This is a genomic window from Microbispora cellulosiformans, from assembly GCF_008728085.1.
Lineage (GTDB): Bacteria > Actinomycetota > Actinomycetes > Streptosporangiales > Streptosporangiaceae > Microbispora > Microbispora amethystogenes.
This window is the reverse complement of sequence record NZ_VYTZ01000001.1, coordinates 18,017-36,194: the sequence shown is the minus strand read 5'-3', so window position 1 is coordinate 36,194 and position 18,178 is coordinate 18,017. Positions and strand designations below refer to the sequence as shown.

Sequence of the window (18,178 nt, the reverse complement as noted above, 5' to 3'; positions counted from 1 at the left end):
CCCGTCGCCCACTGACTTCCGGAGTGCTGATGCTGCTGATCGCCTGCCCCTGGTGCGGGCCGCGGGACGAGGCCGAGTTCCACTACGGAGGGCAGGCGCACGTCGCCCATCCGGAGGACCCGGCCGCCCTCTCCGACGAGGAGTGGGCCCGCTACCTGTTCTTCCGCGACAACCCCAAGGGCCTGTTCGCGGAGCGGTGGAGCCACGCGGCCGGGTGCCGCCGCTGGTTCAACGCCGTACGGGACACTGCCACCAACGAGATCCACGCCGTTTACCGGGCCGGCGAGGCGCGGCCGGTGGTCCCATGAGCGCGCAGCCGTACCGCGGTTATTCGTACCGTCGTGAGGGCGTGACCGGGCGAGTCCTGCGGTTCCGGTTCGACGGCCGCGACCTCGAAGGCCTGGCGGGCGACACGCTGGCGTCGGCGCTGCTCGCCAACAGTGTGCGCGCGGTCGCGACCAGCGTCAGGCTCGGCCGTCCGCGCGGCGTCTACGCCGCGGGCTGCGAGGAGCCCAACGCGGTCGTCCAGATCGAGGAGCCGTTCCCCGAGCCCATGCTCACGGCCACGACCGTCGAGTTGTACGACGGCCTGGTCGCCACCGGGCTCCCGGGGCGGGGCAGGCTGGCCGACCGGCCCGACCCGGCGCGCTACGACGCCGTCCACGCGCACTGCGACGTGCTCGTGGTCGGCGCGGGACCGGCCGGCATCGCCGCCGCGCGCGTGGCCGCGCGGGCCGGGGCGCGGGTGATCCTCGCCGACGAGCGGCCCGAGCCGGGCGGCAGCCTGCTCGGCACGACCGAGACGGTGGACGGTGGGCCGGGCCGTGCCTGGGCGGCCGCCGAGGTCGACGCGCTGGCCGCCCTGCCGGAGACGCGCGTGCTGCGCCGCACCACCGTCATCGGCCACTACGACGACAACTACGTCGTCGCGGTCGAGCGGCGGACCAATCACCTCGCCGCGGCGGCCCCGTCCGGCGTGGCGCGCGAGCGCGTCTGGCGGATCCGCGCGAAACGCGTGGTGCTGGCGACCGGCGGGCACGAACGGTTCGTCGCCTTCGCCGGGAACGACCTGCCCGGCGTCATGCTGGCCGGCGCCGCCCGCACCTACGTCAACCAGTACGGCGTGCTACCCGGCCGCCGGGCGGTCGTGTTCACCACCAACGACACCGCCTACGCTGCGGCGCTCGACCTCGCCGACGCCGGGATCGAGATCGCCGCCGTCGCCGACGTACGACGGGAGCCGGGTCGCGTGTGGGCGGACCGGTGCGCGGAACGCGGCATCGAGGTACTCACCGGGCACGTCGTGACGGCGGCGAAGGGCGAGGGCGAGGTCACCGGGGCCGAGATCGCCCCCCGTGCGGGTGGCCGGGCCCGGGAGGTCGCCGCCGACCTGCTGCTCGTGTCCGGTGGCTGGACGCCGGTGGTGCACCTGTTCAGCCAGGCCGGGGGCACCCTGCGGTACGACGAGGGGCTGGGCGCGTTCACGCCGGGGGAAACCCGCCAGGCGGCCGAGGCCGCCGGGTTCGCCGCAGGCGTGACGACGCTGCGCGACTGCCTGGCGGACGGCGCCGAGGCGGGCCGTCGCGCGCTGGCCGCCCTCGGGTTCGCCGTGCCTGGGAATACTGTGCCTGGGATTACTGTGCCTGGGGTCACTGTGCCGGCGGTGGAGGAGGAGCCCGCCGCCGCGCCCGCCGAGCATCTGTGGCTGGTGGAGTCGGGCGACTACGGCACCCACTTCGTGGACCTGCAGCGTGACGTGACGGTGGCGGAGGTGCTGCGCGCGACCGGCGCGGGCCTCAGCTCGGTCGAGCACGTCAAGCGCTACACGACCGCGGGCACGGCCCACGACCAGGGCAAGACCTCCGGGCTGCTGACCGGCGGCGTCGTGGCGCACGCCCTCGGCGTCGACCTCGCCGCGCTCGGGACCACGACGTTCCGCGCGCCGTACACGCCGGTCTCGTTCGCCGCGCTCGCGGGCCGCGACCGGGGCCCCCTGCACGACCCGGTCCGTACGACGCCCATGCACGAGTGGCACGTGGCGCGCGGCGCGCTCTTCGAGAACGTCGGCCAGTGGAAGCGGCCCTGGTACTACCCCCGGCCGGGCGAGGACCCGGGCGAGGACCCGGGCGAGGACATGGAGGCCGCGGTCCTGCGCGAGTGCGCCGCCGTACGGGAGGGCGCGGGCGCGATGGACGCCTCCACCCTCGGGAAGATCGACGTGGTCGGCCCCGACGCCGGTGTGTTCCTGGACCGGCTCTACACGAACATGATGAGCACGCTCAGGGTCGGGTCCATCCGCTACGGCGTGATGTGCCGCCCCGACGGCATGGTCTTCGACGACGGCACCGCCATCCGCCTGGCGGACGACCACTACCTCGTCACCACGACCACCGGCAACGCGGCGGCGGTGCTCGACTGGATGGAGGAGTGGCTGCAGACCGAGTGGCCGGACCTCCGGGTCCGCTGCACCTCGGTCACCGAGCAGTGGGCGACGGTCGCGCTCGCCGGGCCGCGCTCCCGCGAGGTGCTCGCCGCCCTCGCCCCCGGCCTCGCCGTCGGCAAGGACGACTTCCCCTTCATGACCTGGCGGGACGCCGAGGTCGCCGGGATCGATGCGCGGGTCTGCCGGATCAGTTTCTCGGGCGAGCTGGCCTATGAGATCAACGTCTCGTCCTGGCACGGGCTCGCCCTCTGGGAGGCGGTCATGGCGTCGGGCGAGGTCACGCCGTACGGCACCGAGACCATGCACGTGCTGCGGGCGGAGAAGGGATATCCCATCGTCGGCCAGGACACCGACGGCACGGTCACCCCGCAGGACCTCGGCATGGAGTGGGTCGTCTCGAAGAAGAAGGCCGACTTCGTCGGCAGGCGGTCGTACGCGCGGGCGGACACGTCCCGGCCCGATCGCAGGCATCTGGTGGGCCTGCTGCCGGAGGACCCTGGCGTGCTGCTGCCCGAGGGCGCGCACCTCGTTTCCGTCACTGTGGCGTCCCCTGCGCCGTCCTCTGCGGCGTCCCCGGCTCTGCCCGCTGTGCCGCCCCTGCCGCCCGCGCGGCCGGTGCAGGCGCTCGGCTTCGTCACCTCCAGCTACCGCAGCGCCGCGCTCGGCCGCACGTTCGCGCTCGCGCTGGTCAGCGGCGGGCGCGAGCGCGTCGGCGAGCGGTTGTACGCGCCGGTCGGCGACGACCTCGTGCCAGTGACCGTGACCTCCCACGTCCTGTACGACCCGGAAGGAGCCCGCCGTGACGGCTGACTCTGTGGCTGACCCCGTGGCTGGTTCTGTGGCTGGCTCTGCGATCGGGCGTAGGAGTCCGGCGGCGGCGTACGCGGACAGGTTCGCGGCGGCGAGCGCGGGCGGCGCGATCCGCCTGGCGGAGATCCCCTTCCTCACGCACCTGAACGTCCGGGCCGACCCCGCAAGCCCGGCGGCGGAGCGGATCGGTACCGCCCTCGGCGTGCCGCTGCCGGTGGAGCCCGGTGTCGTGATCGAGGGCGGCGGCCTGAGCGTGCTGTGGCTCGGGCCGGACGAGTGGCTGGTCGTCGGCCCAGACGGCGCCGCGAGGGAACTGCGCGAGCGGATCCGGGGCGCGGCGGCCGGCGACCACGTCTCGGTCGTGGACGTGTCGGCCCAGCGTACGACCCTGGTGGTCGCCGGGGAGCGGGCGCGGGACGTGCTGGCGCACGGCTGCGCGCTGGACCTGCATCCCCGGGAGTTCGGCCCGGGCCGGTGCGCGCAGACCCTGCTGGCCAGGACCGGGGTCGTCCTTGTCGCGAGGGAGGACGGCTTCTGGGTGCTCGTCCGCTCCTCCTTCGCGGCGTACGCGGCGGAGTGGCTCCTGGACGCGGTTGTCGAGTACACGGCCGTCGAGTACACGGCCGTCGAGTACAGGGGCGCCGAGGACAGGGGATGAAAGACGGCTTCGCGGCGTGACGTACCATCGAGGGCGCTTGTGAGGAGGCCGCTTTCGAACCCCGGTGGGAGACCATGTTCCGCACGCTGATGAAGTCGAAGATCCACCGTGCCACCGTCACGCAGGCCGATCTCCACTACGTCGGCTCGGTGACGATCAGCGCGGACCTCATGGCCGAGGCGAACCTCGTCGAGGGCGAGAAGGTCGACATCGTCGACATCGACAACGGCAACCGCCTGTCGACGTACGTCATCGAGGGCCCGGCGGGCTCCGGGACGATCGGCATCAACGGCGCCGCCGCCCGGCTCATCTCCGTCGGCGACCTTGTGATCATCATTGCGTACGCACTGGTCGCCGAGGAGGAGGTCAAGGCGCTCAGGCCGCGCGTCGTCTTCGTCGACCGGGACAACCGGCCGGTCCACGTGGGCTCCGACCCCGCCGCCGCGCCGGAGGGCAGTGGTCTCATCCGGGGCGACATCCCGGCCGGGGCGTAGGTCTGGTCTTCCCTCCGGGGTGAGCTTCTCCGGCTCGCCGGTAATCCTGGGGTCTCCGGAGGGACTTCTGGGTGTGGACGATCCCGAAGAACGATTCACCGCCCTCTACGACCGGCACTACCGGGCCGTGCTGGGCTACGCCTTGCTGCGGGCCGAGCACGGCGTCGCCGAGGACGTGTGCAGCGAGACGTTCCTGGTCGCCTGGCGGCGCCTGGGCGAGCTGCCCGAGCCGGTGCTGCCCTGGCTGCTGGGCGTGGCCCGCAACCTGCTGGCCAAGCAGCGTGACTCGCGCGGCCGGCGGCAGGCGCTGGTCGACCGCATCGCCGCGCTGAGCACCGAACGCGACACCGTGGCCTGGGACGTGGCCGACCACGTCGTCGACCGGACGACCGCGCTGGCCGCGCTCGCGACCCTGCCGGAGCAGGACGTTGAGGCGATGGCGCTGGCGAGTTGGCACGGCCTGCCGCCCGAGCAGGCCGCCACCGTGATGGGCTGCTCCACCCGCACCTACAACGTGCGGCTGCACCGTGCCCGCAAGCGGTTGAGCCGGGCGCTGCGCGCCGAAGCGGCCGCCGGTGCCGGTGCCCGGCGCTCGCGAGCGGTCGAACACGGGCAGCGGTTCGCGGAGGAGGCGTGATGGCCACCGGACACCCTCGTAACACCCCCCAGGAGGAGCACATGACCGAGCGCATGTTCGCCCAGCTCAAGCCTGAGCGGCTGGACGAGCTCACCGAGGCGGCCCATCGCCGCCGCCGTACGGACGATCTCGCCCAGGCCTTCCGGACCCCGGCCGCGCCGTCGAAGCGAGCCCTGTTGCCGGGCCTGTCGTCGGCCCTGTTGTCGGCCCTGTTGTCGGCACGGCCACCGAGGCGTCACCCGTGGATGCTGGGGGGTGTGCTGGCGGCCGGGTTGGCTGCAGGACTGGCCGCAGCCTTGATCGTCGCGCCGAGGGTGACCCCCGATTCGGGCCCGGTCGCTCCCAGCGCGGCGGGTAAGCCCGGCGGAACCGCGCACGACATCGCCGCCGCACCCGGCACCGGCGCACCCACCACCGACGCTCCCACCAGCGTGGTCCTCGACGCGCGAACGGTGTTGCTGGCCGCCGCGGAGAGCGCGTCCAAGGTCGAGGCGGGCACCGGACACTACTGGTACACCCGCGACCGCACCTTCAGCCGCCTAGCTGTCGACGACGCGGCGTACGTCGCGAAGATTCGGGCGCTGGCCGCCGAGCGGGACAGGAGAGCGGCGTCCGGCTCCCGGAAGGCCGCCGACCGGTGGTTCGAGGAACAACTGGTCGAGTTCAAGAAGCACCCCGAGCTGCTGCCGTACGTCGTCTTCTCCGGCAGTACGGACGAAAGCTGGCGGGCCCGCCAGAGGGGGGACGCCAACCGCAACGTCAGGAAGTCCGACGGCAGGCTGACGTTCGGGTCGCCGGAGGACGAGCGGAAGTGGCGCGAGGCGGGTGCGCCCCGGCTGGTCAGCGGTGGCGAGAAGAGCAACGAGGACCGGCTCGATCGGGTCCTGTCGATCGACAATCCCAGCCTCACCATCCGCAACGTCGACCGGCTGCCGGCGGACGAGGAGGCGCTGGAACGGCGGTTGCACGAGCTCTACCAGGCACGGCCCGCAGGCGCCGCGAACGAGGAAGACTTCTCCGTCTACCTGTGGCAGACGGCCGTCGACCTGCTGAACGCTCCGATCACGCCGGGCACCCGCGCGGCGCTGTTCCGGGTGCTGGCCGGCGAGCGAGGGCTGACCGCGCTGGGCGAGCGCGCCGACGCGCTGGGGCGCACGGGGGCGGCCCTGGCGGCGAAGGGCCCCGGCGACGACGGCGGATCGATCGAATACCGGATCATCATCGATCCCGACTCGGCCAGGCTTCTGCAGTACGAGGTGGTCGGCGACGGCGAATCCACGCCGAACCTGCGGGTCGCCCTGGAGGAGGCCGGCTGGGTGGACGACCTCCGCGAGCGTCCCTGACACGGCGCACAAGGGGCGGCCGGGGCCAGATCCGTTCTCTCATCGAGCGGGTCGTACGCCCCGGCCGCCCGCCTGTTTTCATCCCTCAAAAAAGAAAGCGCACCTGTAACTCCAACAAGTCACTTGCGCGGGCGTGCCTGCGTCGACTTGGTGTGGAAGAATTAATACAGGCTTTCGAATCGCTTGAGGAGGTGTGTTATGGATCTGTTCGACAACGATCCAGCGCGCTGCCCTGATTCGAACAATACTGGCGATGGCGACTGGTGGGATCAGCTCATCGCCCGCTCACCCCTTTGGTCTTCCGACGGCGCGCTTGCCCGCGAATATGTGCCGATCGTCGAGCCCGGGGCGCGAGAGCATGGGAGCCGATTCGACAACTCGGCGTACTCGACAAAATCGACAAAATCGACGGAATCGCCCGACTCTGCCCGTCCATCCGATATTCGGCTCGGCCATGCCCCTGATGCTGAATACGCCGGTGATGAGACCGCAAGTGGTGTCTCTTCTGGCCGTGTTTCTCCGGATAGCGTTTCTCCAGACCGCGTTTCTCCAGACCGCGTTTCTCCAGACCGCGTTTCTCCAGACCGCGTTTCTCCAGACCGCGTTTCTCCAGACCGCGTTTCTCCTGAGGGCGTCTCTTCTGAGGGCGTCTCTTCTGACAGCGCCGGAGGCGCCGACAGCGGCACCCCTGCCGACGCTCCAAAAGATGCGCCCAGCGACAGTCCCGGCGAGGTTCCCAATGGTGCGTCCGACGGTGCCACTGGCGTTAGCCGAGGTGATGCGGGCCGGAACAACGCGGGCCGGAACAATGCGGGCCATCGGCATGCGGGCTGGCATCGGGATGCCGGTGCCGACCAGAGCGACACAGTTCAGGACCACGATGCTGGCTGGGATCGTGATGATCGGAACGCCGGTAGCGCGCCTGGTGGTGCGTCTGGTGGTGCGCCTGGTGGTGCGTCTGGTGGTGCGTCCAATGGCGCCTTCGGCGGTGCTTGTGGTGGTGCTTTTGGCGCGGGGTCGTCGTCGTGGGTGGCGGTGGCGGCGGTTGTCGAGGCGGCGCGGGCGGTGGCTTTGGTGCCGGTGCCCGAGGCACCTGAGGTGTGTCTGGCCGAGGCCGAGGAGTTGTTGTCGGCCCGCGACCGCATCACCAGCGCGCTGGCCGCCCGGGTCGGCCGTGTCCACCGGGCTGGGGAGGCGAAGAGCCATGGGCATGCCTCCACCAAGCTGTGGTTGCGTTCCGCTGGGGGGATGACCCCTGCGGGAGCCGGCCGGTTGCTGACGATGGGCATGGAGCTGGTCCGCCTGCACGAGGTGCGCCGCCTGTTCGCGGAGGGTGGCCTGGCTGAGGGGATCGTGGAGGCGATCTGCACGGCCACCGCCGGGTTGACCGATGACCAGGCGACCACCGCCGAGGGGATCCTGCTGGAGCTGGCGAGATCGGCGGGTGCGGCGGAGGTGGCCAAGGCGGGGCGGTATCTGCGGGCGGTGCTGGACCCCGATGGGCATGAGAAGGACGAGCAGGCCGACTTCGACCGCCGGTTCCTCCGGGTACGCCGGCGAAGGAACGGCGCTGTGGAGGGGGAGTTCTACCTGCCGGTGGAAGCCGCCGCACGGTTGCAGCACCTGTTCGACGCCTACGCCAAGCCGAAAGCCGAGGGTGACGACCGCACGCTGAGTGTGCGGAACGCGGACGCGTTCATCGCGTTCCTGGAGAACAAGATCGCCACCGAGCTTCTGGTGCTCGTCAACGCCGAATCCCTCCCCGACGACCCCCCGAGCGGCACTCCCTCCGACGACAGCGAGCCCACCGTTGAGGAGCCCGCCGACGAAGAGTTAAAGAGCGCGGAGCCTGGCACTCGGCCATCGACCGTCAGCCCCGAACACACAGCCACAGTGCCCCCGGCGGGCAGTGATCGCTTCACCGACGAGGACAGGTGCTCGGCCGTTGCGCCCTCCGCAGGAGATGACGCCGCCCCTGCCGTCTTCCCTGCCGCCTTCCCTGCCACGTCCTCTGCCGCCGCAGGCGCGGGCGCTGACGGGCAGGAGCCCGCCACCGGTCGCGCAGCCGCCGGTAGCTCGCCCACGAACGGTCCGGCTGCCGCCTGGCCGCACGTCGACCCAACCCAAAGCGACGAGCGCGGCGACCTGCGCGACGGCGATGACATCCAGCAGGGCCACGCCAACGACCCCGACGCCGACCCCGGCGCTCAAGAAGAGGGGATCGAGCGAGGACACCGCAGAAACCGAGCGCGCCGGTCGAAGCAGGCACCCCCGCAACAGGCGCATGCCCCTGAGTCTCCACCGGAGCACGACGCTCCGCCGGGCGCGGAACACGGCGACGATGCCTGGCCGGGTAATGGCGCCTGGCCAGGAGGTGGCGCCTGGGCGGGGGTGGGGGTGAACAGTCCGCCGGGGGTGTGGTTGCGGGGGTTGCCGGGGCTGATCCTGGCGACCGGGCAGTTGCTGCCCGCCTCCAGCGTGCACCGGCTGGCCCGCACCAGCACTCTGGTGAGGATCGTCATGGACGCCGCCGGGCAGGTGCTCGACATGGGCCGCAAGGTCCGCCTGGCCACCCCCGCACAACGCCGGGCCGTCTTCGCCCGGTACGCCACCTGCTGGGTCGACGGCTGCCCCCTGCCCGCCACCCTGTGCCAGATCGACCACGCCGACGACTGGTGCAGCGGCGGGCTGACCAACCTGAAGCTGCTGGGACCGGCGTGCCAGTTCCACAACCGCGACCGCTACCGCCACCCCACCCGCTACACCCGCCGCAACATCGGCGACGACCGCTGGGCCTTCACCTACCGCAACCCCTACAGCAGTCGGCGGGTGAGGACATGAGGGGGTCAGAGGAGGGTCGTCTGACCGGAGCCGGCAAGGGGGTCACGGTGCTTGCGCAGGTGCCTCCAGCGCGGCAGGTCGTCGAGGTAGGACCACGACAGCCGATGGTGCGGGGTCGGGCCGCTTTCCGCGAGAGCGCGTTGGTGGACCGGCGACGGATAGCCCGCGTTCGCGGCGAAGACGTAGGCCGGATACTCCTCGCCGATTTCGGCCATCAGCCGGTCGCGGTGGACCTTGGCGAGCACCGACGCGGCGGCCACGGAGACCGAGCGCTGATCGGCTTTCACCTCGCACCGCACCCGCCATGGCCGCCCCAGGAAGTCGTGCGAGCCGTCGAGGAGCACCACGTCGGGCCGCAGCGGCAGGGCCTCCAGGGCCCGGCGCGCGGCCCGGCGCAGGGCCTCGGTCATGCCGACCTCGTCAATCTCCTCCGCGCTGGACTCGCCGTACGCGTGGCAGGTGAGCCAGCCCGGGAGGACCTCGGCGAACGCCTCCCGCTGGGCCGGACCGAGCAGCTTGGAATCGGTCAGCCGGACCTTGCGGTCGCCGCGTCCCGGCAACTCCGGCGGCGGGCCGAGGGAGGTGACCGCCGCACAGAGCACGACGGGCCCGGCCCAGGCGCCGCGGCCGACCTCGTCCACACCGGCGATGTGGACCATGCCGGCCGCGCGCAACTCGTCCTCGATCTCGTAGCCGGCGGCCTTGCGGGGCCGGACGGCGGCCCCGGATTCCAGTCCGGGTTCCAGTCCGGGCAACGCGTCGGTCATCCCGCCATCATCGCAGGCACCAGAGGCCACTGGGGTTCAGGTGGCAAATCAAGTGATCGTGCAACTGCGCTGGTTGAGGGTGAAGCTCATCGGGGGCGTGTTCTGGTTGCCGGGGAAGGTGGCGTTGAAGCCGATGGACACCGAACGGCCGGGCTTGATGGTCTTGTTCCAGTCGTAGTTCTCGGCGGTGACGACGCTGTCGCTCTGTGTCCAGCGGGCCGACCAGCCCTTGGTGAGGTGCTGGGTGGGGAGCAGGAAGGTCAGCTTCCACCCGTCGATGGCCGTGGTGCCCGTGTTCGTGATCTTCACAGAGGCGGTGAGACCGCCCGTCCAGGCGCTCTGGGTGTAGGTGACAGCACACGAGACAGGCGGCGTGTCGGACTGCGCGATGGCCGTGTACGGCGCCGAGGCCGCGCTGAGGTTGCCGGCGGCGTCGCGGGCCACGACCTGGAAGGTGTACGGCTTGCCGCCTTCGAGGCCGGTGACGATGTCGCGGGGGAGGCCGTTCTCGCCCTCGTACGCGTAGCCGTGGTCGGTGCGCCGGAACAGGTCGTACTTGGGGGGGACGCCGCTGTCGTCGCTGACGGTGTTCCAGGCGAGGAAGATCCCGCCGGGTATGTCCATCCCGGTCACGGCGGCCATTCCGGTGGGCGTGCCGGGCGGAGTGGTGTCGGGGGCACCCGGGCCGGGGCTCGCGGGGATCGGCGGCTCGACCATCGCCCGCTGCCGGACCAGGTCGGAGGGTGCGCTGAGGTTGCCGTCGGCGTCCTTGGCGACGACGTAGAAGAGGTAGTCGCGCCCAGGGGTGAGGTTCTGTAGCACGACCCCGACGACCCAGTCGCCGGACGTGAAGAACTGTGTGGTCACGGGGGTGAAGGCGCCGTTGATCCAGGCGTACACGTCGTAGCCCGTGACCCCGACGTCGTCGGTGGACTTCTTCCAGGTCAGCCCTGCGGCACCGTTGATGTAGGCGTTGTACGGCCCCACGTCCGCAGGACGGCTGGGCGCGCCGCCGGTGGTGGAGGTCGGGGTCGCGGTAGGGCTCGCGGTAGGGCTCGGGGGCGGCGGTGCGAGGGCGGCGGCCGGTGTGGACACGGCGGCGAGCGCGAGGCCGGAGCTGAGCAGGGCGGAGCTGAGCAGACCGGCACCGAGCAGACCGGCACTGAGTAGGGCGGTGGTACGGCGGTTCTGGGTGCGCATGTGATTACCTTCCGATCGGACGCCCGGCGCATCGGGGATGCGCCGGGCCGTGGGTGAGGATCACGAGCAGGTGGCGCCGTTGAGGGTGAAGGTGGTTGGTTTGGGATTGGAACCGGTGAAGGCGCCGTTGAAGCCGAGGTACAGCGACTGGCCCGGCTTGATGGTCCTGTTCCATGCGTAGTTCTCGGCCGTGACACCGGTGCCGGACTGGGTCCAGACGGCCGACCATCCGTTGGTGACACGCTGGGAGGCGAGCGGGAAGCTGAAGCCGAGCGTCCACCCGTCGACGGCGGCGGTGCCGGTGTTGGTGATCGTGACGGTCGTGGTGAACCCGCCGTCCCAGGTGGTGGCAGCGTAGGTCACCCTGCATCCGGAACCGGGCGACTGGGACGTGCTGGGAGACACCGACCCGCTGGGCGAGGACGTTCCCCCGGGCTGTGCGACGGCCGTGTATGGCGCCGACGGATTGCTCAGGTTGCCGGCGGCGTCGCGGGCCACGACCTGGAAGGTGTACGGCTTGCCGCCTTCGAGGCCGGTGACGATGTCGCGGGGGAGGCCGTTCTCGCCTTCATACGCGTAGCCGTGGTCGGTGCGCCGGAACAGGTCGTACTTGGGCGGGACACCACTGTCGTCGCTGACGGTGTTCCAGGCGAGGAAGATCCCGCCGGGTATGTCCATCCCGGTCACCGCGGCCATTCCGGTCGGCGTGCCGGGAGGCGTGGTGTCCGTACCCGGGCTCGGACTGGCCACGGGCGGCTCGGCCATGGCCCGGGCACGGACCAGGTCGGAGGGCGCGCTGAGGTTGCCCGCGCGGTCTCTGGCCACGACGTAGAACAGGTAGTCGCTCCCCGCCGTGAGGCCGGCGACCACCGCGGTGACGCGGTCGGCCCGCATGTCGATCGTGGCCTGCTGCGTGCGCAGGAAGGCGCCGCCGGTCCACACGTAGACCTCGTAGGTGGAGATGCCGACGTCGTCGGTGGACGGTGTCCAGACCAGGCCGACCGAGTCGTTGACGTAGACGTTCTGCGTGACCAGGCCCTCGGGACGGGTGGGCGGGGTCCGGTCGATCGGGGACGGGCTGGGCGGCGGACTGGAGGGAGGCATGCCGCTCAGGTAGCCGGCAGTGGCCGTCAGCTCATTGGACGGCGGGCCCGCGTTCCCCGCCGCGTCCCTCGCGACGACCCGGAACGTGTACGACTGTCCAAGGGTGAGGCCGCTGACGATGGAACCCGGGCCGGTCGTGGTGCGGATGGCGGTGAAGACGCCGTCCTGCTTGACCTGGACGTCGTACGCGGTGACGCCGACGTCGTCGGTCGCGGCGTCCCAGCACAGCGACACGCCGATGCCGAGACCCGATCCGGGAGCCGCGGGCAACGGACAGTGCCACAGGGCTCCCGGAGCGCTGGGCGGGGTGGTGTCTCCGGCCGCCGCGGAGGCCGGAAGGCCGGCGGCGAGTATGAGGCCGGCGCTCAGCAGACCGGCACTGAGCGAACCGGCACTGAGCGAACCGGCACTGCGCAGAGCGCTCGCTCGGGCGGTGGTACGGCGCTTCTGGGCGCGCATGTGATTACCTTCCGATCGGGTGCCCGGCGCATCGGGGATGCGCCGGGCCCGGGTGAGGATCACGAGCAGGCGGTGCCGTTGAGGGTGAAGGCGGCCGGTTGGGAGTTCGAGCCGGTGTAGGTGCCGTTGAAGCCGACCTGGACGGACTGTCCAGGGGCGATGGTCTTGTTCCAGTCGAGGTTGACCGCCGTCACGTTCGCACCGGTCTGGGTCCAGGTGGCCGACCAGCCGGGCGGGGTGACCTTCTGGGTGCCCGGGAAGGCGAACTTCAGCGTCCAGCCGTTGACCGCGGTCGTGCCGGTGTTGGCGATCGTGACGGTCGCGGTGAACCCGCCGCCCCAGTCGCTCGTCGCGTACGTCACCCGGCATCCGCCACCCGGTGAGGGAGACGACGAGGGAGACGCTGAAGGAGACGGTGACGGTGAGGGGCTGGGAGACGGGCTGGGCGAGGGGGACGGCGAGGGGGTGGACAGGCCGCGCTGGGCGGTCGCGGTGAGCGTGGCCGAGGGCTGGCTGGTGTTGCCCGCGGCGTCCCGTGCCACGACGTAGAAGGTGTAGCTCGTGCCGGCGACCAGCCTCTCCGCGACGTAGAGCGGTGTGGTCGACGAACCGATCTTGGTGAAGTCGCTGCCCTGCTTCATGTACACGTCATAGCCCGTGACCCCGACGTCGTCGGTCGAGGCCGTCCAGCACATCGGCACGGCGTTCGCGAAGTCCGCGCCGCAGACCCACAGTCCGGTGGGCGCGCTCGGCGGCGTGGTGTCCACCGAAGACGGTGAGGACGACGGCGAGGAGGACGGCGAGGATGACGGCGACGGGCTGGGGGAGGGCGACGGGCTGGCCGTGCCCTCCGGCGGGGTGCCCCACACCAGCGTGCTCCCGTCGTACACCGGCACGTGGGAGGCGGCCGAGGCCGACCAGTCGTTGGCCGGGTCCCAGGCCGCGCCGTTCGGCACCGAGATGCGCAGCTGGGTGCTGCGCTTGTAGAGCTGGGCGTCGCCGGGGTAGATCGGCTTGCCGGTGCAGTCCACCTCGGCGTAGTAGGTGCGGTCCCTGGCGAGGACGGGCCCGCTCACCGCGCAGCCGCTGGTGTCGCCGCCGGTCACCTTCACCTGGGAGGCCGTGGTGGAGCCGTCGAGCGTGAAGTAGTAGCGCGCCTTCCCCGACTGGAGGACGCGCGGAGGCCAGTTCGACGTATTGGTGATGGTGACGGCCAGCGAAGTGCCGTCCGTACCGGTGTAGACGTTGCCGACGGCGGCGGTGATCTCGTCGTTCTTGTTCTCCGGCGCGGGGAAGCCCGCCAGGGGCGTGCCGCCGTACTCCTTGGCGAACCGCGCGAGCACGTTGGTGATGCCGGAGTTGTAGTCGATCGCCACCTCGTTGCGGACATAGTCCGTACGGCTGTCGGTGTAGGCGTCGGCGGCGTCCGGTCCTCCGGCGAGCGCGCCGTACAGGACGTGCAGGTTCGGGCCGGTGGTGTCGCTCATGTAACCGAGGTACTGGCCGCTGGCCGCCCGGTGGTGGACGTGCGTCGGCGGGTTGGTCCCGAAGCCGACCATGTAGCTGGAGTGACGGGGATTGTCCCCGAGGGCGTAGTCGACCTGCCGTTTGGCGAAGTCGTGGTAGCGCGCGTAGAGCGGGTCGCCGGAGCCGAGGTGGTCGGCGTAGACGAGCGCCACCCAGGCCGTGTTCAGCGCCATGCGCAGGGAGGCCCAGTTGAAGATGTACGCCAGGCCGCCGGGGGTGATCGTGCCCTTCTTGCCCTTGTATCCGGTGGTCCAGTAGTCGAGGTAGCGCCGGACGTCGTCGGTGTACTTCTGCTCACCGGTCAGCATGGCCATGAGCGCGTAGACGGCGTATTCCTTGTCGTTCCAGCCCAGGCCGAAGGTGTAGGCGGGCACCATCGTCCCGCCCGCGCCCTGGCCCACGTCGGGCTCGCTGCCCATCTTCGGGTAGAACTCGCGGGCCTTGTCCAGGTAGCTCCCGGTGCCCGTGGCCCGGTAGAGCCACACGGCCGCCCAGGCCAGCTCGTCCCAGTACATTTTGGTCGCGCCGGGATGGTCGGAGGCTCCCTCCCAGGTCGAGTTGTAGTAGCCGGAGATGCCCGGCACGCAACTCGTGTACGCGGTGTCCTGGCCGTTCGTCCCCTTGGTCGTGTCGGCGAAGGTGAACAGCTGCCTGGCGTGGGTGAGCAGCGTGTCGGCGTACGACGGGTCGCTCTGGCGGAAGGCCATCGAGGAGGCCGCCATGGCCGCGGCCGTCTCGGCGACGACGTCGGTGCCCTTGCACGTCGGAGTGATCTTGTAGACCGGCCGCGACATGCCCTTGATGTCGATCACCTCGGGCGGACCCCAGTACGCGTGGTCCACGCTGCCGTCGCCCACCTGGACGTACAGCGTCTCCGGCTCGGGGTGGGCGGCGATCAGGTAGTCGGTGGCCCATTTGAGGTTGTTCAGCATCGGCGTGAGCTGGGTCCCGTAGCCGGACCGGTTCTCGACCAGCCCCCAGGCCAGCATCGTGGTGGTGAACGCCATCGGGAAGCCGAACTTGACGTGGTCGCCCGCGTCGTACCAGCCGCCGGACAGGTCCACCCCCGCCGCCTTGCCGTCGTTCAGCGTGCGGTCGCCGCGCCACTCCACCCGGCTCCAGGCGGGCTTCCTGCCCGACTGCTGCGCCTCGTAGAAGTAGATCGACTTCTGCAGGGCCTCGGTGTAGTTGTACGAACTCGCCGCCTGGGCGGGCACCGAACCCGGGACGAGCAGGGGGACGAGCAGGGCGGCCAGTACGGCGGTCACCCCGCCCAGGGAAAGGAGTCTCATCGAACGCCTCATATCAGGAGCAGTTGGTGCCGTTGAGGGTGAAGGCGGCAGGCTTGGGATTGGAACCGGTGTAGGTGCCCTGGAAGCCGATCTGGACGGACTGGCCGGAACCGAGGGTCCTGTTCCAGTCGAGGCTCGCCGCGGTGACACTGGTCCCGCTCTGCGTCCAGGTGGCCGACCAGCCGGGCGGGGAGATCTTCTGGGTGCCGGGGAAGGCGAACTTCAGGGTCCAGCCGTTGATCGTCGCGGTCCCGGCATTGGTGATCGTGATGGTCGCGGTGAAGCCGCCTCCCCAGTCGTTGGTCGCGTACGCGACCTTGCACGTGCCCCCGGACGAGGGTGACACCGAGGGCGACACCGAGGGCGACACCGAGGGCGACACAGAAGGCGACGCCGAGGGGGACGCAGAGGGCGACGCAGAGGGCGACGCCGAGGGGGACGCAGAGGGGGACGCAGAGGGCGACACAGAGGGCGACGCGGAGGGCGACGCGGAGGGCGACACCGACGGGGACGGGCCGGAGCTCGGCGGGGTGCCCCAGAGCAGCCTGCCGTCGTTGCCGTACAGCGTCATGCGGTCGGCGCCCTTCGCAGACCAGTCGTTGGACGGGTCCCAGTTCGCTCCGTCGGCCACGCCGATCCTGAGCTGCACCTCGCGGCGGAACTCCGACTGGCCGCCGGGGAAGATGAGCGTGCCGGTGCAGTCGACCTCGGCGTAGTACGTCCTGCCCTCCAGCAGGTGCGGCCCGGTGGGCTGCCTGCACTGCGTGTAGGACGAGCTCACGGTGACCTGGCTCGCCGTCGTCGAGCCGTCGAGCGTGAAGTAGTAGCGGAACTTCGCCCGGTCGAGCACGGTCGCGGGCCAGGCCGACTTGTTGGTCACGAACGTCTTGGCCGCCGTCTCCCGGGCCGTGTGGGTGATCGTCGGCTCCAGATAGAACTCGGGGCCGTCGGGCGTCTCGCGCGGCAGCGTCGCGAGGGGCGACCCGCCGTACGCGCCGTAGAGGACGGCGAGCGAGCTGGTGATGCCGGAGTTGAAGTCGAGCGCGACCTCGTTCTTGACGTAGTCGCCCCGGCTGTCGGTGTAGGCGTCGGCGCCGTCCGGGCCGCCGACCAGCGCGCCGTACAGGATGTGCCTGCTGACAGCAGGCTCGCCGTCGGGGCCGGCGTTGGTCCAGGAGCCGTGCGCGCCGCGGTGGTGGGGGTTGCGCGGCGGGTTGGTCCCGAAACCGATCATGTAGCTGGAGTGGCGGGGGTTGTCGCCGAGCGCGTAGTCGATCTGGCGCTTGCCGAAGTCGTGGTAGCGGGCGCGGAGCGAGCTGGACGAGCCGAGATAGTCCGCGTACCGCAGCGCGACGAACGCGGTGTTGGCCGCCATGCGCAGCGAGGCCCAGTAGAAGATGTACGCGAGGCCGCCGGGCGTGATCGTGCCCTTCTTGCCCTTGTAGCCCACGGTCCAGTAGTCGAGGTAGCGCTGGACGTCGTCCTGGTACTTCTGCTCGCCGGTCAGCTCGGCCATCTGCTCGTAGACGGCGTACTGCTTGTCGTTCCAGCCGAAGCCGAAGTTGAAGACGGGCACCTGGACGCCGTTGCTCCCCGGGTCTTCCTGGGTGCCCATCTTGGGATAGAACTCGCGGGCCCGGTCGAGGTAGCTCGCGGTGCCCGTGGCCCGGTAGAGCCAGACGGAGGCCCAGGCCAGCTCGTCCCAGTACATCTTCGTGGCGCCCTCGACCTGGCCGCCCTCGCCGGTGGAGTTGTAGAAGCCCTGCGCGGCGCTGACGCAGTTCACGTACGCCGTGTCGCGGCCGTTCGTCCCCTTGGTCGTGTCGGCGAACGTGAACAGCTGCCTGGCGTGCGTCAGCAGCCTGTCGGCGTACGACGGGTCGGTCGGCCGGAAGACGATCGACGACGCGGCCATCGCGGCGGCGGTCTCGGCCGCCACGTCGGTGCCGGGGCACGACGCGGTGATCTTGTAGACCGGCCGCTTGTGGCCCTTGGCCTCGACGGTCTCCGGCGCGCCCCAGTAGGAGTGGTCCTCGCCGCCGTCGCCGACCTGGACGTAGAGGACGTTCGGCTCGGGATGGGCGTTGATGAAGTAGTCGCCCGACTGCCGCAGCGTGTTCAGCAGGTACGGCAGCTGGCCCGACCTCTCGTAGGCCGACCGGTAGTCGACGCCGCCCCAGGCCAGGGTGGTGGTCATGGAGGCCATCGGGAAGCCGAACTTCACATGGTCGCCGGCGTCGTAGAAGCCGCCCGACAGGTCGACCCCGGCGGACTTCCCGTCGTTCACGGTCGAGTCGGCCCGCCAGGTCACCCGGTTCGTGGACGGCAGGCGGCCCGACTCCTGCGCCTCGTAGAACAGGAACGACTTCTGCAGCGCCTCGCCGTAGGCGAACGTGGCGGCGGAGGCGGGAGCCCCGCCGGAGGGGCCGGACAACACGGCGCCGGTCGACACTGTCACGGCCAGTGCCGCCGCGGTGCTCGCGCTCAGCAGCCGTCGCGGTAGTCGCATGAACTTGCCCCCAGGGATGACGTACGGGCGGGACGACCGGAAAGGGATCCCGCCCGGATCGTGCGTACGCGACCTGGCGCGCTCCAAGCACCGC

General features: G+C 70.9%; 12 protein-coding genes. 7 read left to right on the top strand and 5 right to left on the bottom strand.

Annotated features, from left to right (window positions below; translation table 11 throughout):
* Positions 1-29 precede the first annotated feature (29 nt).
* The 7 genes from F5972_RS37710 (at position 30) to F5972_RS00105 (ending at position 9,226) form a co-directional block, all read left to right on the top strand.
* A complete protein-coding gene (locus F5972_RS37710; RefSeq protein WP_225311044.1) occupies positions 30-308 on the top strand; it encodes a sarcosine oxidase subunit delta in 279 nt (92 codons plus the stop codon).
* Positions 305-3,253, top strand: coding sequence for a 2Fe-2S iron-sulfur cluster-binding protein (locus F5972_RS00130; RefSeq protein WP_225311043.1), 2,949 nt, complete (start codon positions 305-307; stop codon positions 3,251-3,253). Before F5972_RS37710 ends, F5972_RS00130 begins: the two co-directional genes overlap by 4 nt.
* Positions 3,254-3,281: 28 nt before the next feature.
* A complete protein-coding gene (locus F5972_RS00125) occupies positions 3,282-3,911 on the top strand; it encodes a sarcosine oxidase subunit gamma (protein WP_150929864.1) in 630 nt (209 codons plus the stop codon).
* Positions 3,912-3,985: 74 nt separating this feature from the next.
* Positions 3,986-4,405, top strand: coding sequence for an aspartate 1-decarboxylase (gene panD / locus F5972_RS00120; protein ID WP_150929862.1), 420 nt, complete (start codon positions 3,986-3,988; stop codon positions 4,403-4,405).
* Positions 4,406-4,478: 73 nt separating this feature from the next.
* Positions 4,479-5,042 carry an RNA polymerase sigma factor gene (locus F5972_RS00115; RefSeq protein ID WP_150929860.1) on the top strand — a complete coding sequence of 188 codons (564 nt, stop codon included), beginning with the start codon at positions 4,479-4,481 and terminating at the stop codon, positions 5,040-5,042.
* 41 nt (positions 5,043-5,083) lie between these two features.
* On the top strand, positions 5,084-6,385 hold the full coding sequence (locus F5972_RS00110) for a hypothetical protein (RefSeq protein ID WP_150929858.1): 1,302 nt from the start codon (positions 5,084-5,086) through the stop codon (positions 6,383-6,385).
* A gap of 1,035 nt (positions 6,386-7,420) precedes the next feature.
* Positions 7,421-9,226 (top strand): HNH endonuclease signature motif containing protein, encoded by a 1,806-nt coding sequence (locus tag F5972_RS00105; protein WP_191909861.1) that lies wholly within the window; start codon positions 7,421-7,423, stop codon positions 9,224-9,226.
* A 5-nt stretch (positions 9,227-9,231) separates the two neighbouring features.
* Here F5972_RS00105 and F5972_RS00100 read toward each other — a convergent pair whose 3' ends face one another.
* From F5972_RS00100 to F5972_RS00080, 5 genes are all read right to left on the bottom strand, one after another.
* A complete protein-coding gene (locus tag F5972_RS00100) occupies positions 9,232-9,885 on the bottom strand; it encodes a ribonuclease HII (RefSeq protein ID WP_225311134.1) in 654 nt (217 codons plus the stop codon).
* Positions 9,886-10,041: 156 nt separating this feature from the next.
* Positions 10,042-11,193 carry a cellulose binding domain-containing protein gene (locus F5972_RS00095; protein WP_150929852.1) on the bottom strand — a complete coding sequence of 384 codons (1,152 nt, stop codon included), beginning with the start codon at positions 11,191-11,193 and terminating at the stop codon, positions 10,042-10,044.
* Between the two features lie 60 nt (positions 11,194-11,253).
* Positions 11,254-12,756 (bottom strand): cellulose binding domain-containing protein, encoded by a 1,503-nt coding sequence (locus F5972_RS00090; RefSeq protein WP_150929850.1) that lies wholly within the window; start codon positions 12,754-12,756, stop codon positions 11,254-11,256.
* Positions 12,757-12,815: 59 nt separating this feature from the next.
* Entirely contained in the window at positions 12,816-15,575 is a 2,760-nt protein-coding gene (locus F5972_RS00085; RefSeq protein ID WP_225311042.1) for a glycoside hydrolase family 9 protein, read from the bottom strand.
* A gap of 13 nt (positions 15,576-15,588) precedes the next feature.
* The gene (locus tag F5972_RS00080; RefSeq protein ID WP_150929846.1) at positions 15,589-18,084 is read right to left on the bottom strand and encodes a glycoside hydrolase family 9 protein; all 2,496 of its coding nucleotides are present in this window, start codon (positions 18,082-18,084) and stop codon (positions 15,589-15,591) included.
* Positions 18,085-18,178 lie beyond the last annotated feature (94 nt).

Bases quoted from the DNA above. Each gene is read 5' to 3' on its own strand.
- F5972_RS37710 (WP_225311044.1), top strand. From the start codon at position 30: ATGCTGCTGATCGCCTGCCCCTGGTGCGGGCCGCGGGACGAGGCCGAG.
- F5972_RS00130 (WP_225311043.1), top strand. From the start codon at position 305: ATGAGCGCGCAGCCGTACCGCGGTTATTCGTACCGTCGTGAGGGCGTG.
- panD (WP_150929862.1), top strand. From the start codon at position 3,986: ATGTTCCGCACGCTGATGAAGTCGAAGATCCACCGTGCCACCGTCACG.
- F5972_RS00110 (WP_150929858.1), top strand. From the start codon at position 5,084: ATGACCGAGCGCATGTTCGCCCAGCTCAAGCCTGAGCGGCTGGACGAG.
- F5972_RS00100 (WP_225311134.1), bottom strand. From the start codon at position 9,885: ATGGTCCACATCGCCGGTGTGGACGAGGTCGGCCGCGGCGCCTGGGCC.
- F5972_RS00095 (WP_150929852.1), bottom strand. From the start codon at position 11,193: ATGCGCACCCAGAACCGCCGTACCACCGCCCTACTCAGTGCCGGTCTG.
- F5972_RS00090 (WP_150929850.1), bottom strand. From the start codon at position 12,756: ATGCGCGCCCAGAAGCGCCGTACCACCGCCCGAGCGAGCGCTCTGCGC.
- F5972_RS00085 (WP_225311042.1), bottom strand. From the start codon at position 15,575: ATGAGACTCCTTTCCCTGGGCGGGGTGACCGCCGTACTGGCCGCCCTG.
- F5972_RS00080 (WP_150929846.1), bottom strand. From the start codon at position 18,084: ATGCGACTACCGCGACGGCTGCTGAGCGCGAGCACCGCGGCGGCACTG.